At 34.9% G+C, this 25,588-nt stretch carries 22 protein-coding genes; 3 read left to right on the forward strand and 19 right to left on the reverse strand.

The genetic code is table 11. The features are described from left to right. Nucleotides 1-128: 128 nt before the first annotated feature. The 6 genes from rocR to ABH955_RS07075 form a co-directional block, all read right to left on the reverse strand. Complete coding sequence (gene rocR / locus ABH955_RS07050) at nucleotides 129-1,514, reverse strand: arginine utilization transcriptional regulator RocR (protein ID WP_087955290.1); 1,386 nt, start codon at nucleotides 1,512-1,514, stop codon at nucleotides 129-131. A gap of 178 nt (nucleotides 1,515-1,692) precedes the next feature. Then, entirely contained in the window at nucleotides 1,693-2,592 is a 900-nt protein-coding gene (gene ablB / locus ABH955_RS07055; RefSeq protein WP_404491009.1) for a putative beta-lysine N-acetyltransferase, read from the reverse strand. After that, nucleotides 2,589-3,857: a peptidase gene (locus tag ABH955_RS07060; RefSeq protein ID WP_002012655.1), complete on the reverse strand. Its 1,269-nt coding sequence runs from the start codon at nucleotides 3,855-3,857 to the stop codon at nucleotides 2,589-2,591. Before ABH955_RS07060 ends, ablB begins: the two co-directional genes overlap by 4 nt. Before the next feature lie 15 nt (nucleotides 3,858-3,872). After that, on the reverse strand, nucleotides 3,873-4,535 hold the full coding sequence (locus ABH955_RS07065; protein ID WP_002127246.1) for a CoA transferase subunit B: 663 nt from the start codon (nucleotides 4,533-4,535) through the stop codon (nucleotides 3,873-3,875). Beyond that, on the reverse strand, nucleotides 4,520-5,218 hold the full coding sequence (atoD, locus tag ABH955_RS07070) for an acetate CoA-transferase subunit alpha (protein WP_002085805.1): 699 nt from the start codon (nucleotides 5,216-5,218) through the stop codon (nucleotides 4,520-4,522). Before atoD ends, ABH955_RS07065 begins: the two co-directional genes overlap by 16 nt. After that, nucleotides 5,215-6,525, reverse strand: coding sequence for an aspartate aminotransferase family protein (locus ABH955_RS07075; protein WP_033708325.1), 1,311 nt, complete (start codon nucleotides 6,523-6,525; stop codon nucleotides 5,215-5,217). The genes atoD and ABH955_RS07075 overlap by 4 nt, the downstream gene beginning before the upstream one ends. Nucleotides 6,526-7,326: 801 nt before the next feature. On the opposite strand from ABH955_RS07075, the gene ABH955_RS07080 reads away from it, so the two are divergent. Next, nucleotides 7,327-8,076, forward strand: a complete 750-nt coding sequence (locus ABH955_RS07080; protein WP_002012659.1) for a DUF4397 domain-containing protein — start codon at nucleotides 7,327-7,329, stop codon at nucleotides 8,074-8,076. Between the two features lie 33 nt (nucleotides 8,077-8,109). Here the strand turns inward: ABH955_RS07080 and ABH955_RS07085 are convergent, their stop codons facing one another. Next, nucleotides 8,110-9,228, reverse strand: a complete 1,119-nt coding sequence (locus ABH955_RS07085; RefSeq protein ID WP_002065228.1) for a BA2291 family sporulation histidine kinase — start codon at nucleotides 9,226-9,228, stop codon at nucleotides 8,110-8,112. A 253-nt stretch (nucleotides 9,229-9,481) separates the two neighbouring features. Between ABH955_RS07085 and ABH955_RS07090 the strand changes: the two genes are divergently transcribed. Beyond that, on the forward strand, nucleotides 9,482-9,874 hold the full coding sequence (locus ABH955_RS07090; protein ID WP_404491010.1) for a YueI family protein: 393 nt from the start codon (nucleotides 9,482-9,484) through the stop codon (nucleotides 9,872-9,874). Nucleotides 9,875-9,994: 120 nt separating this feature from the next. Here ABH955_RS07090 and ABH955_RS07095 read toward each other — a convergent pair whose 3' ends face one another. Both ABH955_RS07095 and ABH955_RS07100 read right to left on the reverse strand, forming a co-directional pair. Then, on the reverse strand, nucleotides 9,995-11,419 hold the full coding sequence (locus ABH955_RS07095; RefSeq protein ID WP_002085816.1) for an aldehyde dehydrogenase family protein: 1,425 nt from the start codon (nucleotides 11,417-11,419) through the stop codon (nucleotides 9,995-9,997). A gap of 143 nt (nucleotides 11,420-11,562) precedes the next feature. Beyond that, entirely contained in the window at nucleotides 11,563-12,918 is a 1,356-nt protein-coding gene (locus ABH955_RS07100; protein ID WP_002127238.1) for a hemolysin family protein, read from the reverse strand. A 363-nt stretch (nucleotides 12,919-13,281) separates the two neighbouring features. Here ABH955_RS07100 and racA point away from each other — a divergent pair, with 363 nt between their 5' ends. Further along, nucleotides 13,282-13,824, forward strand: coding sequence for a chromosome-anchoring protein RacA (gene racA, locus ABH955_RS07105; protein ID WP_002189514.1), 543 nt, complete (start codon nucleotides 13,282-13,284; stop codon nucleotides 13,822-13,824). A gap of 101 nt (nucleotides 13,825-13,925) precedes the next feature. Here racA and ABH955_RS07110 read toward each other — a convergent pair whose 3' ends face one another. From ABH955_RS07110 to ABH955_RS07155, 10 genes are all read right to left on the reverse strand, one after another. Further along, nucleotides 13,926-14,522, reverse strand: coding sequence for a hypothetical protein (locus tag ABH955_RS07110; RefSeq protein WP_002085820.1), 597 nt, complete (start codon nucleotides 14,520-14,522; stop codon nucleotides 13,926-13,928). A 317-nt stretch (nucleotides 14,523-14,839) separates the two neighbouring features. Then, nucleotides 14,840-16,690: a hypothetical protein gene (locus ABH955_RS07115; protein WP_002136129.1), complete on the reverse strand. Its 1,851-nt coding sequence runs from the start codon at nucleotides 16,688-16,690 to the stop codon at nucleotides 14,840-14,842. Next, on the reverse strand, nucleotides 16,680-18,497 hold the full coding sequence (locus tag ABH955_RS07120; protein ID WP_215552367.1) for an AAA family ATPase: 1,818 nt from the start codon (nucleotides 18,495-18,497) through the stop codon (nucleotides 16,680-16,682). Before ABH955_RS07120 ends, ABH955_RS07115 begins: the two co-directional genes overlap by 11 nt. Nucleotides 18,498-18,604: 107 nt before the next feature. Beyond that, nucleotides 18,605-18,865, reverse strand: a complete 261-nt coding sequence (locus tag ABH955_RS07125) for a hypothetical protein (protein WP_002085825.1) — start codon at nucleotides 18,863-18,865, stop codon at nucleotides 18,605-18,607. Nucleotides 18,866-18,941: 76 nt separating this feature from the next. After that, complete coding sequence (locus ABH955_RS07130; protein ID WP_002189509.1) at nucleotides 18,942-20,369, reverse strand: basic amino acid/polyamine antiporter; 1,428 nt, start codon at nucleotides 20,367-20,369, stop codon at nucleotides 18,942-18,944. A gap of 213 nt (nucleotides 20,370-20,582) precedes the next feature. Then, nucleotides 20,583-22,094 (reverse strand): ABC transporter permease/substrate-binding protein, encoded by a 1,512-nt coding sequence (locus ABH955_RS07135; protein WP_215552368.1) that lies wholly within the window; start codon nucleotides 22,092-22,094, stop codon nucleotides 20,583-20,585. 3 nt (nucleotides 22,095-22,097) lie between these two features. Further along, nucleotides 22,098-23,045 carry an ABC transporter ATP-binding protein gene (locus ABH955_RS07140; protein ID WP_033709046.1) on the reverse strand — a complete coding sequence of 316 codons (948 nt, stop codon included), beginning with the start codon at nucleotides 23,043-23,045 and terminating at the stop codon, nucleotides 22,098-22,100. A gap of 102 nt (nucleotides 23,046-23,147) precedes the next feature. Further along, nucleotides 23,148-23,705 (reverse strand): YdcF family protein, encoded by a 558-nt coding sequence (locus ABH955_RS07145; protein ID WP_215552369.1) that lies wholly within the window; start codon nucleotides 23,703-23,705, stop codon nucleotides 23,148-23,150. 63 nt (nucleotides 23,706-23,768) lie between these two features. Beyond that, nucleotides 23,769-24,998, reverse strand: coding sequence for an MFS transporter (locus ABH955_RS07150; protein ID WP_404491011.1), 1,230 nt, complete (start codon nucleotides 24,996-24,998; stop codon nucleotides 23,769-23,771). Nucleotide 24,999: 1 nt separating this feature from the next. After that, entirely contained in the window at nucleotides 25,000-25,536 is a 537-nt protein-coding gene (locus ABH955_RS07155) for an NADPH-dependent FMN reductase (protein WP_071745885.1), read from the reverse strand. Nucleotides 25,537-25,588 lie beyond the last annotated feature (52 nt).

Below are 25,588 nucleotides of genomic sequence, written 5' to 3' on the forward strand. Positions count from 1 at the left end.
AAATACCCTATTATATAAGAGAATAAATATTTTTAAGTGCTGTACTAAAATGATATTTACTATCATATTCATTACTTGTTATATATGTAAACGCTCTTTTATTGGTGCAAACACACAAAAACCGCCGATTATTCGGCGGTTTTGTCGTACTTGCTCAGTTTATATTGAAGCGTTTGACGCGGAATACCTAACATTTTTGCTGCTTGCAAAATATTCCCTTCCGTTTCAATTAACGCTTGATCTATTAATTCCTTTTCCATTTGATGAAGAGCTTCCCTAAGCGGTAATATACTTTTCTTCTTCGGAAGTTTCTCTTTCCGAAATGTTCGTGGCAAGCAATTTGCTGTTAACGAATTCCCTTCTGTAATAATGACAGCATGTTCAATCGTATGCTTTAACTCACGAACATTTCCAGGCCATTGATAAGCTTGTAATCTTTCTTTCGCTTCCTTATCAATTTGAAGTACACCTTTTCTATAACTTTTATTATATTCTTTCAAAAAGTAAGACGCTAATAACAGTACATCCTCAGTTCTTTCGCGAAGCGGCGGGATATATAATGAAAACACATTTAATCGATAGTATAAATCAGTGCGAATTTTATTTTCTCTTAAACATACTTCTGGAGGCTGATTCATTGCAGTAATAACGCGAACATCTACTTTTCTCGTCTTATTATCACCAATGCGACGAATAACTCCATCTTCTAATACACGTAGCATTTTTGCTTGTAAATCAAGCGGCATTGAATTCAGTTCATCTAAAAATAATGTCCCTCCATCTACAAGTTCAAATAATCCTGCTCGTTCGATTGCCCCTGTATAACTACCTTTTGTCGTGCCAAACAGCAAACTTTCTAATAGCGACTCTGGCAAAGCTGCACAGTTTTGTGCAATAAACGGCTTATTTTTTCGTTTAGAAGCTTCATGAATCGCTTGCACAAATAGCTCTTTCCCCGTTCCAGTTTCACCATATATTAAAACATTCGCATCGGTTGGCGCTACTTTTTGTGCTAACTCTTTCGTCTGTTTAAAGCGGGAATCATCAGTTACAATTGTCTCGAATGCAACATGCTTTTTCACCGTTTTTTTGCTAGTCGATCGTTTTATTTTCGATTGTAGATCTACAATCGTATCAGTAAGCTTTTGAATAGTAGAATAATCTTTCGCAATTTCTACAGCACCAGCAATATTTCCATCTATTAAAATAGGTAACGTTGTATTGACCGTACAAACGTCTTCCCCATTTAAATTTTGGTAATGTTGAACTTGGTGTACGATTGGTTTTTTTGTATCTAATACTTTCATCAACGTACTTGTTTCTCTGGATAATGACGGGAATGCTTCTAATAAATGCTTTCCTAGCACATTTTCAATTTTAGATCCATCATGTTTTGCAGCAACTGTATTATAAAATATTGTAATCCCATTTTCATCTACTGCATGTATGGCCTCATCTATACTGCCCAAAATCGCTTCAATGACTTCCTGTGTCGAAACTGCTAGCAATGTCATCCCCCCTTTTGCCGAAAATCCAGCAAATTCAACGCCGAATTTCCGGCACCCTCTGCGCGATTATAAGCATGACGATTCCGTTCTATTATTTTGATGAAATGTATATATATTTTTATTGCTTATTTATGGTTAAGTGAAACTTTAATCAGTGGGGCTTTATTATTAACCCGACTCCCACCTAACTTCTTTGCTTTACAGCCGAATTTTGAGGCGGGAGTCTTACTGCTTTCGAATAGCTTGATAAATCTTTCACCCATATATTCATATCTTCCAACTTATCAAAAATGTAGCAATTATTCGCAAGCCTTCCCGTATATGTATAGCCTAATTGATGAAAGGCTGCATTCATACCGAAAGATAGCGAGCGAGCAATTGTATAAGAACAAAAAATAGATTTTTCTTGGAGCTCTTCCTCCAATTTAATTAACAGACTTTTCATGAAACCATGTTTTCGATATTCAGGTAATGTAGCACAATTCGTTAATTCTGCATTACCTTCTTTCACGTTCATTTCAGCAGATGCTGTACTAATAATTTTCCCCTCGAATTCATAAACATAGTAAATTGTATCGTCTTCCTTCATCGTCTGCTTTACATAATTCCCATCATTTAAAGGTGTCGGATAAACTTCAAATACTTTTCCAAAGACAATTGCTAATTCTTCCGCATCCTCTTCTGTCGCTTTTCTTAACACAAATTCCTCTGGGACTATTTTTTCTTTCACTTCTTTTTCTTTTACACCACTTAAAATAGTATCTTCCTCAGTCCAATGAATACTATTTCGTCTTTCATCATTATGATATTTCACGAAGAAGTGCGCATCGTGCCCTTGAAAATAATGAGGTATCGTTGCTTCCAGTAAGAAACCGAAAGAGAGCCATGTTGAAACATGCTCTCCCTTTCCTTTAATAATACATTTAGTGAAAGAATGTTTCTTTGCTAATTCCTCGATTGTTTGTATGATGCTTTCAACATTTCCTGTATAGTGATCAACTCTAATACGTTTATTAAAATAATCTAAAACCCCTTCTACTGTATAATGCTTTGTCTGTTCACTAAAAGATTCATAGTATTTCATTTTTTCACCTCACACCAATCTAGTAATGTACATGCAATTATTTTTGCGGCAGCAATCATTTTATCAACTTCTATATATTCGTTTGGATAGTGTGCTACTTTCGTCTCTCCTGGACCAAATACTATCGTGGGTACGTTAGCTATTTGTGTGAACAAACCTCCATCTGTTCCCCATGGCGAAGCTTCTATAATCGGCTCGTTCCCTTCGATTTCAACAAAGTTATGTTGAAGCGTTGTAATAAGTGGATGATTTTCTTCTAGTTCACCAGGAACCCATCTAGCCCCAAACCATTCTACTTCTACAGGATTTTTTACAAACCAACTATCCACATCTTTTAATTCACCAATCCAGCCCTCAAACTCTTCTTTTGCTGCCTCTATAGTCTCATTCGGCGCAATACCACATCTTCCTTCTAAAATTAATGAATCGGGAACAGAACTTGGCCAGCTTCCCCCTTCAATTTTCCCAACGTTAATTGGAATTGGAATCGGAATCCCCTTAAATAACGGATCTGTAATTCGACCATTTCTCTTCTCTTCTAATTTTCTCAAATGCTCTACAACAAACATACTTTTTTCAATTGCACTTACTCCTTCATAACGTGTACCACCGTGTGCTGCTTTTCCTTTTATATGTAGACGAAACCACATTGATCCTTGTTGTTTCGGAAAAAACTTCATATTCGTCGGCTCAGGAATAATAACGCCATCTGCCTTATATCCTCGTAAAATAGCAGCTAATGTTCCTGCCCCACCGCTCTCTTCTTCTATTACACTTTGAAAATGTATATCCCCTTTTAGTTCAATACCAGATTCAATAATCGCTTCCATCGCAAGCATAAGTGAAACATTGCCGCCTTTCATATCTGTTGTTCCACGTCCATATATGCGGTTTCCTATTTTCTCTCCACTATATGGATGATGGTCCCACTGATTTACATCCCCTTCTGGCACGACATCAATATGCCCGTTTAAAATCATAGATTTCCCTTCGCCACTTCCTTTTAAAGTCGCTACAATATTCGGGCTATCTGTAAAACTTGTACGAGGTGATACGAAATAAGGGTGATCTTTCATTTCATTAAAAGCAGGCTCCCAAATATCAAGATCTAGACCTAACTCACGCAACTTTTCAATAACAATTGCCTGCGCACCACTTTCATCACCAGATACGCTCTTTTCTTGAATTAATCGTGTTAAAAATTTTACACTCTCTTCTTCATGACCCTCAATATAATCACAAACTTGTTTTTTTAATTGCTCCATATATTACAACTCCCCTCATTCAATTACTAGTAAATTTGAGCTTATATGAAAATCAGCTGTCGTATGTCGTTTTACATCTTCTACAGTATATGGACTCATTAATTCTTGTAAGACAAGTCCTCTTTGGGTCACTTCCATGACAGCCATGTCTGTAATAATTAAATCTACACATTTTTTCGAAGTTAATGGCAATGTACATTCCGAAACAATCTTTGCATTTCCGTATTTATCAACATGATTCATCACAACAACGACCCGCTTCGCTTTTTGCGCTAAATCCATCGCTCCTCCAATACCTGGAACGCGTTTTCCTGGTACAATCCAGTTGGCTAAATCACCATTTTCACTTACTTGTAACGAACCAAGTATCGTAACATCAAGTAATCCTTTTCGAATCATGCCAAACGCCATGCAACTATCAAAATAACTTGCTCCTGTAATAAGAGATGTTGGTAAACCAGCTGCGTTACATAAATTCTCATCTTCATTCCCTTTACTTGGCGTTGGTCCCATACCAACAATACCGTTTTCCGCATGAAACATAACATTCATATCTTCTGGCAAATGATTCGGTACAAGCGATGGAATTCCAATACCTAAATTTACAAGCATACCATTCTGAATTTCTTTCGCTGCACGTCTTGCAATCTTATCTCTTACTTCTACGCCCATACCCATTTCCAATTCACTCCTTCCGATGGCACGATATAATTTACAAATACACCTGGGACGACAATTTCTTCTGGATCTAAACTTCCAAGTGGAACAATTTCTTCTGCTTCTACAATCGTTATGTCACCAGCCATAGCTACGTGTGGATTCATATTACGAGCACTTTTATCAAATACAAGATTGCCAAACGGATCCGCTTTTTTCGCATATACAATTGCGACTTCAGCCGTTAAAGCTGTTTCAACTAAATATGTCTTTCCATTCATTTCAACTGTACGCTTTCCTTCTTCTACAATCGTATCAACACCAACGTCAACTAAAATACCACCAAGCCCTACACCACCAGCGCGAATACGCTCTGCGAGTGTTCCTTGCGGAGAGAATTCAATTTGCAATCTTCCTTCATTTAATTGTCTTCCCGCATTTGGATTTGACCCAATATGAGAAGTAACTAAAGATTTAACCCTTTCATTCGTAACAAGACGACCGATTCCTACATCAGGAAATCCAGTATCATTTCCTATTAAATTTAAATTTGTAATGCCTTTATCTAAAACAGCTTGAATTAAAGATGGAGGGGATCCGATTCCTCCAAATCCCCCAAACATTAATGTCATATCATCATGGAACAAAGAAATTACTTCCTCTATTTCTTTTAATTTACCGAATGTATTTGTAATAGTTGTCATGCGATACTATGCCCTCCTTTTTGCATCATCTCTTCCACGCTCTTTACAAAAATTGAAAGTAATTCATCTAACTCGGAATATGTAGTTGTCATTGGTGGTGCAACAAGCAGTGCACTATCCTCTTTTCCTGCTTGCCCTGAAACAGCTTGGTATAAGAGCAGTCCATTTTTAGCAGCAACTGAAATAAGCTCCGACGCTTTTGTAAACGGTTGCAATTCTATTCCAATTAGCAATCCTTTTCCACGAACATCGGCAATGATTGTCGATTGTTGTTGAACTTTCTGTAAACCTTTTAATAAATACTCTCCCTTTTCTGCTGTTTTTTCAGGTAAATTATGTTTCTCCATATATTCAATAACAGCTAAAGCCGTTGCTGCAGACAATGGATTTGCACTAAGCGTATGCCCGCTCATTACAGAACGTGATCCACGTAAAATTGGCTCCATAACACGGTCACTTACAACTGTTGCTGCCATTGGTGTATAACCTGCTCCTAGCCCCTTACCAAGGGTCATAATATCCGGTTCTACACCCCAGTGCTCCATCGCAAACCATGCACCAGTACGACCAAGTCCAGTCATTACTTCATCCGCAATAAATAATATATCGTAATGACTACAAATATCTTTAATTACTTTATAGTATTCTTTCGGTGGGACAACCGCTCCTCCAGCAGCTCCGATAATCGGTTCAGCAATAAAAGCTGCAATATGTTCTGCACCAATTCGATCAATCGCTCTTTCTAGTTCAGTCGCACAAGAAAGTTGACATGTTGGATATACCTTTTGTACAGGACATCTAAAACAGTATGGAGCTGGAATAGTCGGATAATCTTCCAAAATAGAAACGAAACGTTGTCTGCGCAGTGGATGCCCAGACATAGATAAAGCTCCCATTGTAATCCCGTGATAGCTCATCCACCGTGACAAAATTTTATGTTTCCCTTGAATGCCACGCTCCTGAAAATGCTGAATTGCGATTTTCATAGCTGTTTCATTTGCTTCCGTACCACTATTCACAAAAAAGCTCCAGTTCAAATCTCCTACACATAAATCACTTAACTTCTTCGCTAATTTTTCAGCTGGTTCACTCGTAAACTGTGATCTATAAACGAAAGCGATCTCCTCTGCCTGTTTTTTTATAACTTCTGCTATCTCTGCTACGCCATGTCCAATACCTGCCGTAATCGCTCCAGACGAACCATCAAAATATTTATTTCCGTTTTGATCATACAAATACACGCCTTTTCCATGTGAAATCATCGGATACGGCTGACCAACAAGTGGTTTAATTAAGTAATCGCGCATAGCGCTCCCCCATTTCTCCAATTTGTATATGTATATGAAGAAAATTGACGTTTCTTTCATAAAAAAGAATCCTCTGCAAAAGCAGTGAATTTATCAAAAAACTATTATAAAATATACAAATGACTGCTAAATATCATTTTAAAAACAGAAAATTCAGAACTGAAAATGAAGACCAACCCTACCTGTACGCTTAAATACCCCTTCCTGATTTAAGATAACAGCAAATTGAATATTTTTTAAATATAATATCAACTTTCCTCAATTGCTGACATTGTGTAAACTTCGACGAAACTCCCGTTATTCTCCTTCCTATTATCCTACTTTATATTGCATATTTTCAAACAAAATTCGACATTTTACTTCGCCTCATTTATCATAACTATTTCTTAACAAATAGTACCACCTGTTTAGAACAATAAAAAAAGAACCGATTAACCACATTAATCAGTTCGGCACGACGCTCTTTTATCGGTATTACCTTATCCAACGCATCACTAAAATTAATAGAAATACTCATAATACAAATCCATAATTCGTCCCACAGCCTATAGCACCAAATCCTCCATAACTTCATTCCCAATAACTATGGGGATATCCCCATCCCAATGGTTCCACTCCTTCCATCAAAGTCAAACTACCTTTCCTTTATAATTTATGTAGGACAATTATCGATTTGTATGTGTGTTTGCCTATAAATAAAAAAATCCCCATTTAAACTTTTCCTTCTAGAAAGGCAAGTTTTTTGCATAACCTCTTTCTAGCTTCGCATATATTTGTAATGATGATAAAGGAGGAATGTTCATGACTCAATCCGAAATTGAAAAATACGGCCAAGAAGCTGCACGTTACGAACAGCTCGCTCGTTACTATCAATATAGCAATCCTAAAAGATATGTAGAACTCTATATGAAATACTATGATGCAATTACAAAACTTGTACAAGCATATGAAAAGAGAGATTCACAAGAAGCGACTTTACCGTCACATATGAGAATCTTCCACACAGCTCCCCATACACCAGCAGTTGATATTATAATAAACGGACAAAAGGTTATTAAAAATATTTCTTTTAAACAATTCAGTCCGTATTTATCATTAGTGCAAGGTAAATACCGTATTGATATTGTCCCTGTCGGAAACGAAACTCCAATATTTTCAGCATTAGTACCAATAATGGGGAATCACACTTATACCCTTGCAGCGGTCAATAGCGATAATCATCTCCAATTACAACCCATTCTTGATAATACTCATTTACCATCTGGTCAAGCAAAAATACGATTTGCACATTTTTCACCAGACACTCCAGTTGTAAATGTAAATTTAAAAGATGGGGATCATTTATTTGAAAATGTACTCTTTAAGCAAATAACAGATTTTTTACAAGTTAGCCCTGGTACAGCAGATATTGAAGTTTCACTTGCTGATACAAAAAAAGTACTATTAACCATTCCAAAATTCAACGTTGAACCAAATACAATTTACACAATTTCAATAGTTGGTTATTCAACTGAGGATCCAAAATTAGAAACCGTTATACTTACAAATTAAAACAGTCTACACCATTCGCATGGTGTAGACTGTTTACTTTTGAAACGTAATTTGAAATTCTGTCCAATCGTTATCCGAACGACACAATATGGATCCTTTATGTTTTTCTACAATTTGTTTACATACAAATAGTCCAATACCAGTTCCTAGCTTTTTAGTAGTTACAAATGGCTCAAAAATAGTCTCTACATTGTCTGCTGGAATCATAGGTCCATTATTTTTTATAACAATGCGAACAGCCTGATCCTCTTCAAATACATCAATGATAATTTTCCGCTCTTCTTTCACCGATTCAAGAGCATCAATCGAATTCATTAAAATATTTAAAACTACTTGCTTCACTTCACTCCGGTAACCAACGAGTGGAATAGGATACGGCAAATTCTTTTCAATCAAAACATTTGCATTAACTAAACTTGGATATAAGAATTGTATAATATCTTGAAATAAGTCATTTACCAAAAAACGTTCAGATTCATTCCACATTTCTTTTTTCGATACAAGTAAAAATTGCGAAATCCTAAAATTTAATTGATCTAATTCATGTGAAATAATATCTAAATACGATAGATTAGGGTGATCTGTCTTCAATAACTTTACAAATCCCATAATCGAAGTTAGCGGATTACGAAATTCATGTACAAAACTAGCCGACATTTGCCCTAGAATCGTAAGCCTTTCTTTATGTGTTTCATTTATATATTGCTGTTTTTCTTCTAAATTTCTCGATATAATTTCTGAGTATTTTAAAACGGTATAATAAATTAATTTGTCAAAACAAGTATGTATTTTGGCCATAATCGGTTTCAGTTCACGAGCACTTACATCCAATTCGCACATCGCTTCAAAAAGTTCATTTCTTCCCACATTTGCATTGTAAACAAAATCTCCAATATTCGCATCTGCCCCTGCACGCTCAATGGCAATTTTCTCACATAATGGCTGAAGATAATTAATGTCTTTATCTTCCATAATAAGTTCGATAATTAACTCTAATAAATTCGCTCCATTTTGAACTACCTCTTGTTTAAATGGATCTTTTTCGGAAATTATCATTTTGTTTTTCCAGTTCTCTACGAATTGGTGCCTGTTGTTTTTCAAGTGCGAACAAAATACTTCTTTAATATCCTTATCGATTGGAAAAACCTCCATTCCTCCATTTCCATACGACGAATACCCTTTATATTTTGAATATTAACACAAAAAATACATTTCGTTAATAGATTTTTGTCACATTTTGTTAATTTCTGTTGATAAAATTTATTTTTCCTTTCTTATTTAAATAAGTTGTATTCCTATATCCCTTTCCCTTCTCATTTTTTAAATTATTTTCCTGTTCAAAACTACTTTTTTTTGCATCCTTTTTAATTCTTGCGTACAATAAGAAGTGAAAGGTGTGAAAAATATGGTAAATAAAAATGTGGAAGACTATCTCCAAGAAGGCATATATGGCCAAAAGCAAAACAAACCAGAAGAACGTAATATGTACTTAACTACATTACGTGAGCGTGTAGAAATCGCTTTAACAATCGGTCAAGTAATGCAAAGTAATGTGTATACAGAAGTAACGGGTAACATACGTTCTTCTCAATCATTACAACTATTCCTAAATGGAAGCATTGCTTACCCACATTTATCAAAATACATTAAATTAGCAACTGAAAAAAATATTCCTTTTACAATTGTTCAAAATAAAGGTACTGAAACACCACTCGGTTTAGTACTCTCTCATAGCACTGCTGTAGATAAAGAACATATTTATGTCGAAGATGATATTTTCAAACAAGAAATGAAGTAAAAGGTACACTTGATTAAATGTAATCGTTCCGAGAAACGTAAAACAAACAATAAAAAACGAGTATGGAATCGTAAACATTTCCTGCTCGTTTTTTATTGCGGTGTTTAAGCTCGATCTACTTTATTTTTTAATACACACTAATTTCATTTCTGTCATTTCTTCTATTGCATATTTAATCCCTTCACGGCCTGTTCCACTCTCTTTCACACCGCCATAAGGCATATGATCTACTCTGAACGTTGGAATATCATTAATCATGACACCACCGACTTCTAATTCATCAATTGCACGCATTGCCTTACATAGATTGTTTGTAAATACACCTGCTTGTAATCCATAACGTGAATTATTTACTTGTTCTAAAGCCTCATCAAATTCTTTAAATGTATTTACAGTCATAAGTGGACCAAATACTTCTTGGCACTGAACAGATACATAATCTGGAACATTTGTTAATACAGTTGGTTCAAAAATCCTTGCATCACGTTTGTTACCACCGTATACAACATTAGCTCCTTCCTTAACTGCCTCTTCCACCCATGAATTTATACGTTCTACATCTTTTTTTGAAATAAGTGCTGATACATCTGTTTCTTCATGAAGCGGGTCTCCTACTACAACGTTTTCCATTGCTTTCGTTAATTTTGTAATAAACTCTTCCATTTTGCGTTCATGCACAAAAACACGTTGTACTGAAATACAAACTTGTCCATTATTCACAAACGCGCCCCATTTTACACGTTCAATTATTTCGTCTGTCAATTCAACATCTTCATCAATAATTACTGCAGCGTTCGATCCTAATTCTAACGTCACTCGTTTCAACCCGGCTTTTTCCTTAATTCCAATACCTACTTTCGGACTTCCTGTAAAAGTAATACTAGCAACGTTCTCATCTTTTACTAATGCCTCACCTACAACAGATCCAGGTCCAGAAATTATATTGAAAGCTCCCTTTGGTAAACCAGCTTCTTCAAATAATTCTACCAATGCATACGAAGAAAGTGGCGTTTGGTCGGCAGGCTTTAGCACAATAGTATTTCCAGCCGCAATTGCTGGGCCTACCTTATGTGCTACTAAATTAAGTGGAAAATTAAACGGTGTAATAGCACCAATAACCCCGATTGGTTGTCGAATTGTATACGCTATACGGCCACCTGCTCCTGGTGCAGCATCTAATGGTAACGTCTCACCATATATTCGCTTCGCTTCTTCAGCTGCAAACTTATATGTTTGAACAGTGCGATCTACTTCTCCCCGTGCAGCACGAATTGGTTTTGCAGCTTCTTTTGCGATAATCTCTGCAAACTCTTCTCTTCTCTCATCCATTTTTTGTGCAACCTTTTCTAAAATAGTTGCACGGTCGTATGCGGATAATTTTTTCATTTCTTTCATTGCATTTTTGGCCGAAACTATTGCTTCCTTAACGTCATCTTCTGTACCTTGCGCAATCTCCGCTAATGTTTCTTCAGAATATGGTGCATACAATGGTTTATACGTCTCTACTGATTTCCATACCCCATTTATATATAAATGTTTTTTCATAGTGGTTCTCCTTCCGAATATATGTATACAATAATACATTTCATTTATTTCACCTGGTGAAAGGTCTGACTTGTGTAATTGTATCATAGCCCTAATACATCAAAAAACATTTTGCTCAAAAAAACTCTGCTACAAAGCAGAGTTTACGAACTAATTTGTTCTTGGAGCGAAATCTTTTTTTCATCTCCTACAATAACAATCGATTCTGAAGGTTTCGTTACTTCTAATCTCTTAATATAGTGTCCATCTAATTTTTTTACGCAAAATTTATAATTTTCAATCTCAATGGTATCACCCTCGGAAATCTCAATATTTTTTGTTAGGATCCAACCGCCAATCGTATCGACATCATCGTCGTCAATAGTCAAACCTAATAATGCGTTCACTTCACTAACAAGTACTTTTCCCTCTAAAATCGTTTTCGTCTCACTAACTTGTTGGATTTCCGGTTGTTCATCAGTATCGAACTCATCTTGAATATCCCCTACAATTTCTTCTAAAATATCTTCAACGGTTACAAGACCTGATGTACCACCATATTCATCAATTAATATAGCGATATGTGTTCTTTCTCTTTGCATTTTTAAAAATAGATCATGAATTGGGATAGATTCAATAACTAAAATAATTGGCCTAATATATTGCTCCACTGTCTTTTCACTAACAACTCGGTGCTTCACAAAATCTGTAAATATATCTTTAAAATTCACAAAGCCTATTACATGGTCCTTATCACCATCAACTACCGGATACCTCGTATATTTTTCATGAGACATTTTTTGTAAAGCCTCTTCAGCAGGCATTTCTTTATTTAAAATATTCATCTCTGTTCGTGGTACCATTATTTCTTTCGCAATACGATCATCAAATTCAAATATTTTATTCACATACTTATATTCAGATTGATTAATCTCACCATTTTTATAACTTTCTGAAACTAACAACCGCAATTCTTCTTCTGAATGCACTTCATCATGCCCTTTTGGTGGTTTCAACCCAAGAAACTTTGTAATTAACCGAGCTGATCCATTTAAAATCCAAATGAATGGGAATGCAATACGATAAAACAAAATGAGTGGCTTAGCAACAAAGAAACTCACTTGTTCTGCTTTTTGAATCGCAAATGTTTTTGGAGCTAACTCTCCTACTACCACATGGAAAAATGTGATAAACAAAAATACTAAAATTATAGCTAAAATGTCTGCGAGTTGAGTAGGGACGTTCCAATTTGCAAACAACACATCAAACATGTGCTTTAGCGCAGGTTTACCAGACCACCCAATCCCAAGAGCTGTAACAGTTATTCCTAATTGACAAGCTGATAAATATTCGTCTAAGTTTGTAATGATTGTTTTGACAGATATTGCACGATTATTTCCTTTTGCAATTAAATAGTCAATTCGTGAACTCCTCACTTTAACAATTGCAAATTCTGCTGCAACGAAAAATGCCGTTAAGGCAATTAAAACAATCACTATACTTATACTATATATGTCCAAATACTTTTCCTTACTTACAGTGTAAGCAAGGAAGCCACCTCCTACTTAAATTTATTCAAGTGAAGTAAGCATTCTTATACTCTAATAAAATTCTACATTAGTAACCACCTTTTTATATATTATATGCATACATAAAAAAGATATTTATAATTATGATAATCTAATTAGCTTATTATCGTCAAACTATAATAAGCCCAATTTTCCGATAACTAAAAATGATTTATATAAATAGTATGTGCTAAACAGCTGAACTTCGTGAAAAAACACTTTCTTTGCCGATTCCACACTTCTTTTGTCACACCTGAAGGGAACTTGCTACATAACTAGAAATCATTCAACAGGATATATATAGGAGGGATTATTTTGGAATATAAAACACCATTTATCGCAAAGAAATTAGGTGTTAGCCCAAAGGCTGTTGTCCGGATTGCACAACAATTAAATCTTACGATTAAAAAAAATAAATATGGTCATTTTATTTTCACACAAGGTGATTTAGATCTAATGTTAGAATACCATCGCTCTCAAATGGACCAGCCTCAAAACTCTCAAACTACTCAAAAACCATCTTCAAATGATGTAGAAAAATTAAAAACTCAAGTAAACACAATTGCTCAAAACACATCATCGAATGATTTTGAGCAATTAACAGCTCAATTTACCACAATTACGAGAAGACTAGATCGAATGGAAGAACAAATGCAAGATAAAGCAAATGATGTCGTTACATACCAACTTTTACAACATCGCCGCGAAATAGAGGAAATGTTAGAACGAATTCAAAAACTAGAAGCTGCCCTAAAAAAAGAAGAACCAATATACATTACTCCTGATGCAAAACCAACATATGAAAGAGAAAAGAAACCGAAGCGTCGTAAAATGATTTTTAGTATATTTGGACTATAATATTTTAGACCCTTATTCTGAGAATAAGGGTCTACTTTTTGTATGAAAACAGATGCCTGTAATAAGTAACTCTTCTTCATACTATACATATTCATATATTTTCATTTTGTTAACATAATATTTTTACTGTATTCTGCAATAAGTGCCTGCGCATGAGCATTCCCTTGAATAATATCACGGAATTCTTTCAAGGAATACAGATGTGTAGCCCCTTTTCGAGCATGAATTCGCACTGGTACACCTTGTAAAGTATCATGAAACTGGAATGGACTATCTATCGGTTCGATTGGAAAACCGAGTGTAAGTAAATACATATACATTCTTTTTGTAACTGCTGCAATATACCATTCCGCTTTCGTCTCTAACGCATGCATAAATAAAATAGCTGCCAGCCTTTTGAAATGTCCTCTCCCCCGAGACGTTTTCGCAATACTTAACTTTCCTATTTCATACACATTTTTCAAATCTTTCACTAAATCATTTTTAGAAAACGGATAGAAAAACTCAGAATTTGATTGTTCAGGTACTGTAAACTTAATACATTCTACTGTACCAATATGATGTTCATCTTCTATTAATAAAAATCGTGATGGATTTAAATTACGTTCTACAAACATTAAGTTTCTTTCTTCACAAAAATCTCCCCACAGTTGCTCGAACCAAAAATGCTCTTCCTTTGTTTGAACACGCTGGAACATATTTAACCGCCTTTCCCATCGCCGCTCTGTTTTTGATAACGCTTTCACTTACTATCATATAAGAACAAATCTTCGTATGCAACTAAAAATATTTATGTCTTATTATATTCTGCAAAACGAATTAAATTCCTACTTATTAGTCATTAATACACATGCAAAACCCCTTAATTCCCCATACTGTTACAAACATAACAAGATTCAATTACTCTAATAAAAAAATGATAATCACTATCAAGTTCGAACCGTATAATGTGTCTTTCCGTACTGCATATAATTCTTCTTAACCTAAAGAAATCCTTCATTAAAAAGGATTTCTTTTACATTTTATTACTTTTTAACCATTTCTCAAAAATTTGAATCATCCCATGCTTCCCAGCCAACTTCTCTTCTCCTTGTTTCGTTTTATATGGATATAGTTGTAAAAACACTCCACATCCAGATTCAATTTTTTTACTATGCATATGGCTACCTGGATATACACAAATCACTTCATAAATCGCTCTTCGCTTAAAAATTCGTTTACCATTCTGTTCTTCTACATACTTAATAGACCAGTATTTATACATTTGCTCCGTTGCTTTCGTATTACCGACAGGCTGAAAAATATTGTACATAGGGCTGTATTTCACTTCGATAATAATAGAAGATTTATATACATACTTCTCTTCTTCCTTTACATAACAATCTAAACGAATATCCGGCTTCTTTGTGTCCTCTCCGTTATAAAAATTACTTCCTTTGCTTAGTGCAATAAGAGGGTGTGTTTCAATTAAATCATTAAACGCGACGTGCACTTTTATATCATCTCGATGTAAAATCACTGTCGTTCCATCTTGTAATCCGTCTAAATAAAAATGTTCTTGTATTTGTTCACGAATAGGATTCTTATCTTCAAATCCGATTTGTTCTAATATAGAAATAACGATAAAAAAAGCGTAATACTCATACACTAAAAACGTTGGTTTATATACGAATAATAAAGATGGAGGTTGCTCCGTATGTTGCGGTAACAATTCTAAATGGTGGATTAATTGTTGATGCGGTATAGATAAAGTGTTCGAATTAATGGTAGCTGTTTCAGAAACTTCCCTCCAAAATGGAGAATACAATAAATTTCGAAAGTATTGCACACTTTCATATACGATATGAGCTAATATTTTATATTCTTGTATTTTCACAGAACTTTTCCGTAAATCTGCTTCTTTCAGTAAATGTAGATTTCTATATTTTTGTTTTTCCCTATCCGTCACGGATCCATTTCGTTCAATCGTTTTCATAATTGTTTTAACAGCTTGAAATTCATCTGACTTTTTCTTCTTTTCTCCTTCTAGTATTTCAATAGTTTTACGTACAAAAATTTCTGCTTCAAGTAAATAATAATAGAATTGCATCGTTTTAAATTTAAGAAATGCATTTTCAATACTATTTTTTTGCTCCTTAAATTTACGGTTGTAATATTTCGCATAAAGCTTTCTTTCTGTCATAATGGCAGTTTTTCTCGTTGCCTTCCGCGCTTTCGTTTCCCATTCATATTCGTGTACAAATTCCGCATTCGATTCTACTTTCTTAAAAATTTGTTTTATTCTTTTCATTTTTTGTGGCAACTTTCTTAACAATACCAAATAAGAAGAATCTTCAATATCGCTAAGTGCTGAGAAAGTTTTCTTGTAATAACCTCTATCTAAAATTAACTCGTTTAAAATTGACTTCACATAATCTTGAATCATTTCAAATTGGTCATCAAAAAAGTTTTTAGGAACCACTTGAAACGCACCATAATAAGTTTTATCTTCTATACGCACTTCAAAATGGTATAAGCCACAGCGCCACGGATAAAAAAATTCAGTTTTTCCATGTTCATACACTAATACTCTTTGTTTTTTTTCATTTAATTCATATTGTGACTCTTTTATATTCTTTTGTCCCTCATATACTTTATTCCATATGAATGTAATGTCCATTGGATTTTGATAATGGAAATGTAATTTCAGTGGTTTTAATTCCTGTACTTTATAAATACATTGAACTAATGCTGTAGTAGACGTACAAAGCCGGTTTAAAAGGATAAAATCGCCTTTCCCCTCAGTACCAATAATTAGCTTCAATACAAACGGGAGCGTTTCTTTCGTATCGACGATTGCTGTTTCATAACGCTCCTCATTTTGCATAGCCATACAGCTCCAGTTCTCTACGCTTTTGTCTTATATAAGCTAAAGAATGTTCAAATGTAGATACACGATTTGCAAGCGGAGACTGTAAAAGTGGTATCAATGTCGCTCCCCTTTTTGCTTCTTCAGAAAGTAGAGGGCCCACTGTCATTTCTGTCCCCCTTAATTTCGTTAATACACGCTGCTTTATTTGCAAATCAAAACCTTCTTCCCTGCTAATCATATAAGACTGATTATTTTGGAACGGTATATTTTGCAAATACGTAGCGATTGCGCTTGCACATCGGAAAGAAATTCCTTTTGATATATCGTGTGATGATAATACATCATGTAACTTATCCAATAACTCTAATTCCTCTTCAGTATACACTTCGATCATCTCTTTATTCCTAAACCAATTGAGTCGAAATTCTCCCGTTGTTACTTTCAGCGGGGGTTGCTGAACAACTTTCTCATGTTCTATACTCATCTCGCAAAACGGAATTTTTTGTAATGTAATCAAATTTGTTCGATCTAATAATCGATCGGAAAGCTCTTTCGTCGTTTCATCAAAATTTACAGTGCCTACGAAAATAATATTCTCACCAATTTCCACTGAAGGTGGAATTTGATTTTCTATTTCTTGTACTTTCTCATACAAACTCAAAATACGATTTTTCTTTTCAAGTTGAAGAACGGATAGAAACGGAGTAAACCAATGCTCAATATGTGACATGTTCATTTCATCGAACACAATTATATACAATTGATTTGGATTTTCTTTAGCCTTTAACAATGTCCGAACTAACTTCGTTTCACTTTCAATAAAATTACCATTCGGATGAAGGTAACCGAGAATATCATGTGGTTCTTGATACGATGGTGAAATCGGAATCCAAATTAATTCTTCCCCATAACGTAACCCAAGTGATTCTGCATAAGCTTGCACAAAGCGTGATTTCCCAACACCTGGTATACCACCAACAATTGTTAACATATTGGTTTTAATACTAATGTGAAAATTATATATATCTGTATCATCCAAATATAACCCTTTATTACGAACCATACTTTGTACATACTGCAAAAAAGAGGATTCACGCTCATCCCATTCCCAGTCATCCTTTTGCATTTTAATATCTTCTACTTCAACTAACTTACCTTCTTCAGCAATTCGTTTATTTAGTTGGTCATACATATTTTCACTTACAAAATATAAATGATCATCTACTGCTATTTCTACATGTTTCATCCAATCGTTTATTTCAATATATTTGCATTCTTTTCTTTGCTCAAAATATGAAATTGAACTTATTGATGATTTTAACGATAAATTTCCATATAGCCTTCCTTCATGCCACAATAATTCTGGAGGCTCAAAGTCTTTTGGTAATTTAGGCATAAGAAATGATAAATAACCGTTGCTTAACTTCCGTTCCAATGACGCTCTCTTTTTATAATTTGAGACCTTTGGTGAAGGAATCACTTTATATGAAGATGCTATTTCCCGAGGCTCTTCTGTGCATATTAATTCCAGAAATAAATTTCCACGATCATAATAAAGACGAAACATAACCAGTTGCTTTTCTAATTTATGCTTCTTTAAATCAGTAAAGATTTTTTCATTCTTTTTATTACTGCATAATCCTTCAAACAAATATTTTCCAGTCGGAAATAACTCTTGTAAAGTTAAAGGTATTGAAGAAAGACATTGTACAAAGAAATTTTCTCCATTCTTCTCTCCCTCAGCTTTTGCAAACTTCCCAATAAACCTCATATAATACATTCGCTTTATAAAACTTGGATGAAGAGCTTTATGTAATTTCAACGTAGTCACCTTCTTTTTTTCATACTATCCTTATTGTATGAACTACAATCTAAAACTAGAAATAAAAAACCTGACGTCATCCGTCAGGTTCAAAATTAAAACGTATATTAATGAGAAGGAAATGCTTTTTTTTCTTGTAAAATGGCATTATGAGCGATTTTCATTTTAGCAAGTACGTACCGTAATCGATCTTCGGCATTTTCATCTTTATTTTGCTGCAAACTCGCCAAATTCTCTACAGAACTCGCTAAATTTTCAATCACGCCTCGAAGTTCAGGATGATGATTAAAAAAAGATTCTTGTACTAATACTTTCCTTAAATCACTAGCTAAATCCATAATTCTAGACAACTGTTCTTTTTCTTCCATTTTCATCCCTCCTGAATATCTTATGTATTAAATATTCTCTAGACAAGGAAAAAAGCCCTTTAAATTAAAAGGACTTTTACATTTTTATAGTTCCTGTCAGTAACATATAAAGTGATGTAATAGCTGCAATAACAATTGCCAACATCACATATCGCTCTTTGCCTGCAAAACAACGATTCCCTTTTTCTTTTCTTGCAAACATATACACGAGAATCCCAATACCATATACGATTGAAACAAGCAATAAATTCTTTAAACCAGCTGCATAAATTAACCATACAGAGTATAGGGAAGCAATTAATGCTAACAATCCATTTTTTACTCTCGCAACTTTCAGCTCTTTCGTGATGACTAATTTCAATTGAAATAGCGCTGATAATAAGTACGGCAGTAATATAGATGTTGACGCAATAAAATACATAATTTGATATGTCGATTGTGAAAACAAAACGATTATAAATATAGTTTGGGCAACGATATTTGAAATCCACAATGCCATATGCGGCGTTTGTTTCTTATTTGTTTTCGTAAAGACTTTCGGAAACACGCCGTCTTTTCCTGCTACGTGAGAAATTTCAGAAACGAGTAAAAACCAGCCAATTAATGTACCTACAAGTGACGCAACTAATCCAATATTAATTGCCATTGCACCCCATGGCCCAACAACATGTTCTAATACATGTCCCATTGAAGGAGTCTCTAATACTGAAAGTTCTTTTCTTGTCATGGCTCCCATTGACAGAACAGAAATTAAAATATAAATAGACATTACTAAAATAAGTCCAAGTACTGTCGCTTTTCCAACGTCTCTACTATTTTTAGCTCTTCCTGATAATACAACTGCTCCTTCAACCCCAATGAACACCCAAAGGGTTACAAGCATTGTATTTTTCACTTGCCCTAGTACAGAGGAAACTGAGATAGTCCCTTCGCCCCAAAAGTCATGTGTAAATGTATCCCAGCGAAACGCTGTTACCATCACGACAATAAATAATAAAATCGGAACTAATTTCCCAATCGTTGCGATAACATTCATAATGGAGGCTTCACGAATTCCAAATAAAATTAGAAAATGCAATGTCCATAATAAAAGTGATGCACCTACGATTGACGCAACATTATTTCCGCCTTTAAAAATTGGGAAGAAGTAACCTAATGTACTAAACAGTAACATAATTGTTGCAACATTTCCTAAAATCCCTGCTAGCCAGTATCCCCAAGCACTGTTAAAACCAATATATTCACCGAATCCAGCTCGTGCATAACTATAGATTCCGCCCTCAAGCTCCGGTTTTTGTCTTGCTAACGTTTGATATACGAGCGCAAGTGGAATCATTCCCATTGCTGTAATACACCAACCAATTATCGTTGCACCACTATTTGCTCCTACTGCTAAATCATGCGGTAAACTAAAAACACCGCCACCAACCATCGTTCCAACTACTAATGCGATTAACGGAAAGAATCCTAACTTCTTTTCTATTTGTACCACCCCATCTGTCATTCTAGGTGTTATGTTCGTTCAACTATTAAAGTCACCTTTTTCTCTAATAGACGTTTCTCTTATATTTTTTCAGGAAAACATTACTTATTCTAAAAGAAAATGAAGAAAAATGGAATACTTTTTTGAAAAAATGTATAAGTATGCACAAAAAAACCGTTCATTTTGTAATGAACGGTCATTTCATACATATAAAATTGTATATTTATTGTAAAATTAACGAAGTAACTTCTCTTTTTGTAAAAATTGTTTTGCGACTTCTTCGCTACTTTTCCCATTCACATTTACTTCATAATTCATTTTTCTCATTTCTTCATCTGTAATCTTTCCAGATAATTTATTTAATATTTTTTCGAGTTCAGGATATTTCTGTAACGTCTCTTTTCTTAATAATGGTGCTCCTTGATAAGGCGGGAATAGTCCTTTATCATCTTTTAGCACTTTAAGCCCATATTGCTCCAATTCACTATCTGTTGAATATGCATCGATTACGTTAACATCTCCCGATTGTATTGCACTATAGCGCAGTTTCGGTTCCATCGTTTTAACATTTGAAAACTTATAGTTATATAATTTTTGCATTCCTTTATAACCATCTTCACGATCAGCAAATTCTAATGTAAATCCTACTTTAGCTTCCTGTGCAATTTTTCCTAAATCAGAAATTGTATTTATGTTATTTTGATCTGCTATTTTTTTCGGCATGGCTAGTGCGTATGTATTGTTATACTCCATTGGCTTTAACATAACCATATTATATTTCTTTTCCATTCCAATACGAGCTTGTTCATATACTTCATCACGATTTGTACTTTTCGGTTCTTCTTTCACGAAAGTAGATAAAGCTGTACCTGAAAATTCTGGGTATATATCTACTTCACCTGATTTTAACGCTTCGAATACAAATGCTGTTTTTCCAAGGCCTGGCTTTAATTCCACTTGTAAATCTGTATCCTGTTCAATAAGTTGCTTGTACATTTGAATTAATATTTCTGGTTCAGATCCAAGTTTACCAGCAATAACTATGTCTTTCTTTTCGGTATTCCAAAGAAATGGAGCAGCTATCATTACTACAACTATACATATCGTCAATATAACGCGCTTAGAACAGCGTTTCGGGCTCTCAAGTATGCGAAGTACTATATCAAAGAATAAAGCGAGTAACGCAGCTGGTACGGCCCCTAAAATGATAAGCGCATGGTCATTTCGATCTATACCTAATAATATGAGCTTACCGAGCCCACCAGCGCCTATTAAAGCAGCTAATGTAGCCGTTCCAACAATTAATACCATCGCTGTACGAATACCAGCCATAATAATTGGCAATGCGAGCGGAAGCTCTACCTTCCATAATCTTTTCCAGCTATTCATCCCCATAGCTCTCGCCGCTTCTATAAGTGATTCATCTAATTCCCGTATTCCTGTATATGTATTTCGTAAAATAGGTAATAGTGCATACACAACTAATGCGATTATAGCTGGCAGTTTTCCAATTCCTACCAACGGAATTAATAGTCCAAGTAAAGCAAGTGAGGGCACTGTCTGCATAACAGCAGAAGTCCCTATAATAAATTCAGCCATTCGTTCTTTTCTCGTTAATATAATGCCGAGTGGCACTGCAATAATTACTGCAAAAAATAGTGAAATAAGCGATATTTGTAAATGCTCACTTAATGCACTTAGCAATTCTACTTTTCGTTCTTGGAACGTTTGAATAAAATCAGTCACTGTTTAGCCTCTTTCCTTCATTTGTTCAACAATGTAATTGACAATATGACGACTTGTTAACGCTCCAACATATTGACCATGCTCTTCAACCGGCACTGACTCTTCAGTTTGTAAGCGGACTAGTGCTTCTTGTAATGACGAATGTAAAGATAAAGCATTCCCTTCAACTCGTATACCCTCGTCTAGCGGCAATACCTCTTCTATACTCTTCCCCTCATACCAAGGTCGTCCACGATTTCCAATGAACTCCTCTACAAACTCATTTTTCGGGTTATGTATAATTCCTTCTGGTGTATCTAATTGAACAACTTTTCCTTCTTTCATTACACAAATACGATCACCAAGTGATAAAGCCTCTTGCATATCGTGCGTTACGAACACGATTGTTTTTTGAATCTTTTTTTGCAATTGTACGATATCCTTCTGAAGCTGCTCCCTACTTAACGGATCTAACGCACTAAATGGCTCGTCCATAAGTACAATTTTCGGGTTTGCGGCTAATGCCCGTACGACACCAACACGTTGTTTCTGCCCTCCTGACAATTCATCTGGCATGCGATCACGATATACATCTGGATCGAGCCCAACCATCTGTAGCAAGTCATCGACACGTGCTTTTATTTCCTTTTTGGTCCATTTTCTCATTTCAGGGACAACTGCAATATTTTCAGCAATTGTCATATGTGGAAACAGCGCAATCTGCTGCAACACGTACCCTATATTCCAACGTAGTTCGTTTATGTTATATTGTTGAATATCTTTTCCATCGATTAAAATTGATCCTTCCGTCGTTTCAATTAAACGGTTAATCATCTTCATTGTCGTTGTTTTCCCGCAACCACTCGGACCAATGAGAACAAAAAATTCTCCTTTTTTAATTTCTAAATGTAATGAATCCACTGCTTTTGTGCCATCTTCATACGCTTTTGACACATGATTAAATTGAATCACAGACACAACTCCTTTCATGTTGTTTCCTTTATTTTGATGGAATATAGCATTCATTTCAAATGATACGCTTTATTATACAAAAAAAGAGCTCTCATTTGAGCTCTAACGGTCGAACAATATTGTTTTCATAATTGCAGCATATTCACGCACATACGCTTTTTTCTTAGAGCGTCTCGGTGTTTCAGCAGCCAAAGCTTCCATCTTTATCCCTACACGCTTTGCAATTATTTTCGTTCGATATAAATGATACGTATTACTTACAACTACCGCATGCTTTACATCATATAAATCCATACTAAACTTTAAATTTTCATACGTATTTGTAGAGCGGTCTTCAATTAAAATGCGATTCTCATCTATACCATGTACCATTAAATAGTTTCTCATACTGTGAGCTTCCGGTATATCTTCATCTTCCCCTTGACCACCTGAAACAATTACTTTCACCTCAGGGTGAGCATGTAAATATTCTAGCGCCATATCCAAACGATTTTGAAGAGATAAAGACGGTCTATCTCCAAATAACTTTGCACCTAATATAAGAACGTATGGAGAGTGATTACTCAATGTTTCACGAGCAACTTTATTCATTCGAAACGTCATATAAATGATGTATATCGGAGGTAGTAATAAGATTATAAGCAATATCCATTTGTTCATAAATAAGTTAACACTCCCTTTCTTTTTATTATATAGAAAAAGAAAAGGAGGCAGAAGTATTTTTTAAACAATTGATTTATTAGACACATTCGCTTCCGTTTTACGTTTTGAAATTACATAATAAAAAGCAATCCCTAATGATAGGATCAATATACAGCTCAGTACATAAAACGGGATCATTACCCCTGCTTTAGATACGCCTGCCGTAAACAACATTAATAATACAATTCGAATTCCTGTACCAATTAATCGAAATAAGCTGTCCACACGTCCCATTACTTCATTTGGAATTTCTTCCATCATCAATACATTTCTCGCCACTCTCGTTCCAGCATTTCCAATCGCATGGAAAATCGCAAGTCCATATAATAACATAATGGAAGGCTCAATAATCATTGCGGTAATTGAAATTACATAAATAATCATCGTCATAACGATTGAAATTTCTATTTTGACATATTTCATCATGATTGGAATACTTATTCCCGCAATAACAGCCCCAACACCATACATCATACCTTCTATCGCGTATACAGAGGCACTAGCTTTGAGTATATCTGAAATATATACTGGGATTAAATAATTTGCCATCATGACACCGATAAACGGCATATAAGTCGCTAGTAAAAACCAAAATAACTTAGGGCGCTTTTTCATAAAGTGAATTCCTTCGAACAATTGCTTCTTAAATGTTGCTTTCCGTTTTACTTCTTTTTTCTTTACATACGGTATACATAAGAAAAGAAAAAATGCTCCTGCAAAAGTTAACATATCCACTAACAAGATCCATTTCAAAGAAATAATCTCAATTAAAAAGCTAGCAGCTGCGCCTGAAATAACTTGCGTTAATTGTCCTTGTATTTCCATCGTGCCACTTAAACTTTTATAATGTTCAGATTGAAATATTTCTTGGTTGAATGCAAAAATTGTAGGATAGAATAATAGATAATAGAAAGAACCTGCTATATAAATAATGATGTAATGAATAGAATTGTATGATTGCCCAGCAAATCCCCAAATAGCCATCATTCCTATAATCGCTATCCCAATACCTTCGTTACATAACAACAAAGATTTTCTTGAAAAACGATCTATGCTTTGCCCAATGAATGGTGTTAGTAAAAACATGATGAGAGTCGCAACGATAGAAACATAACCAAACGTTGTCTCTCCTCCACTTTCCTTAATCAATAGCCACGGAATCGTTATCATAACAATCCCGGAACCAATAGCGGATAAACTATTGGCTCCTAGAATGTAATACAAGCGAGAATCATGATAAAGAGAGGACATATCACTCAACTCCTAATTGTTTTTTCACCTCTTTATATACGCTCATATATGCTTTTAATTCTTTAACTAAATCATGAATTAATGGTTTTGCATCTTCTCCAAGTTCACCATCTTGCACATGTAACCCATCAAGCACGACTTGTTTTGGAATTGCATTTGCGTAAACGCCTCTAGCGACAGTGCGCATACTATTTAATGCGTTTATTCCCCCTTTACCTCCTCCAGCAACTGCTAGTAATGCGACAGGCTTATGGATGAATTCACTGCTACTTAAGTAATCTAACGAATTTTTCAGCGCTCCGCTCATCGCATTATGATATTCTGGTGTACATAGTACTACACCGTCTGCAGCTTTCACTAAAGCTTTTAATTTTTTTACTGCCTCTAATTCACGTTGTGATTCTTCTCCATTATATAAAGGCAATTCCGCTACTGCTAAATCGTATAACTCCCCTTCAAATTGCTCTGCAATATATTTTGCCACAACGCGAGTTCTACCGAATTTTCTTGGTGTACCGTTAATAACGACTAGTTTCATAATTATTTCTCCCCTTTGTTTTCAAGTTATATTTATATATTATCAGAAATTT

The sequence above is a fragment of the Bacillus sp. RC240 genome (genome assembly GCF_044907945.1).
Taxonomy (GTDB): domain Bacteria; phylum Bacillota; class Bacilli; order Bacillales; family Bacillaceae_G; genus Bacillus_A; species Bacillus_A mycoides.

What these genes read in the sequence shown, in the direction of transcription:
- ABH955_RS07080 (WP_002012659.1), top strand. Translation starts at nt 7,327, where the DNA reads ATGACTCAATCCGAAATTGAAAAATACGGCCAAGAAGCTGCACGTTAC.
- ABH955_RS07075 (WP_033708325.1), bottom strand. Translation starts at nt 6,525, where the DNA reads ATGCGCGATTACTTAATTAAACCACTTGTTGGTCAGCCGTATCCGATG.
- rocR (WP_087955290.1), bottom strand. Translation starts at nt 1,514, where the DNA reads ATGACATTGCTAGCAGTTTCGACACAGGAAGTCATTGAAGCGATTTTG.
- ABH955_RS07115 (WP_002136129.1), bottom strand. Translation starts at nt 16,690, where the DNA reads ATGCAAAATGAGGAGCGTTATGAAACAGCAATCGTCGATACGAAAGAA.
- ABH955_RS07110 (WP_002085820.1), bottom strand. Translation starts at nt 14,522, where the DNA reads ATGTTCCAGCGTGTTCAAACAAAGGAAGAGCATTTTTGGTTCGAGCAA.
- ABH955_RS07090 (WP_404491010.1), top strand. Translation starts at nt 9,482, where the DNA reads ATGGTAAATAAAAATGTGGAAGACTATCTCCAAGAAGGCATATATGGC.
- ABH955_RS07150 (WP_404491011.1), bottom strand. Translation starts at nt 24,998, where the DNA reads ATGTCCTCTCTTTATCATGATTCTCGCTTGTATTACATTCTAGGAGCC.
- ABH955_RS07065 (WP_002127246.1), bottom strand. Translation starts at nt 4,535, where the DNA reads ATGGGTATGGGCGTAGAAGTAAGAGATAAGATTGCAAGACGTGCAGCG.
- atoD (WP_002085805.1), bottom strand. Translation starts at nt 5,218, where the DNA reads ATGACAACTATTACAAATACATTCGGTAAATTAAAAGAAATAGAGGAA.
- ABH955_RS07095 (WP_002085816.1), bottom strand. Translation starts at nt 11,419, where the DNA reads ATGAAAAAACATTTATATATAAATGGGGTATGGAAATCAGTAGAGACG.
- ABH955_RS07085 (WP_002065228.1), bottom strand. Translation starts at nt 9,228, where the DNA reads ATGGAGGTTTTTCCAATCGATAAGGATATTAAAGAAGTATTTTGTTCG.
- ABH955_RS07130 (WP_002189509.1), bottom strand. Translation starts at nt 20,369, where the DNA reads ATGACAGATGGGGTGGTACAAATAGAAAAGAAGTTAGGATTCTTTCCG.
- ABH955_RS07155 (WP_071745885.1), bottom strand. Translation starts at nt 25,536, where the DNA reads ATGAAACTAGTCGTTATTAACGGTACACCAAGAAAATTCGGTAGAACT.
- ABH955_RS07125 (WP_002085825.1), bottom strand. Translation starts at nt 18,865, where the DNA reads ATGGAAGAAAAAGAACAGTTGTCTAGAATTATGGATTTAGCTAGTGAT.
- ABH955_RS07060 (WP_002012655.1), bottom strand. Translation starts at nt 3,857, where the DNA reads ATGGAGCAATTAAAAAAACAAGTTTGTGATTATATTGAGGGTCATGAA.
- ABH955_RS07145 (WP_215552369.1), bottom strand. Translation starts at nt 23,705, where the DNA reads ATGAACAAATGGATATTGCTTATAATCTTATTACTACCTCCGATATAC.
- ablB (WP_404491009.1), bottom strand. Translation starts at nt 2,592, where the DNA reads ATGAAATACTATGAATCTTTTAGTGAACAGACAAAGCATTATACAGTA.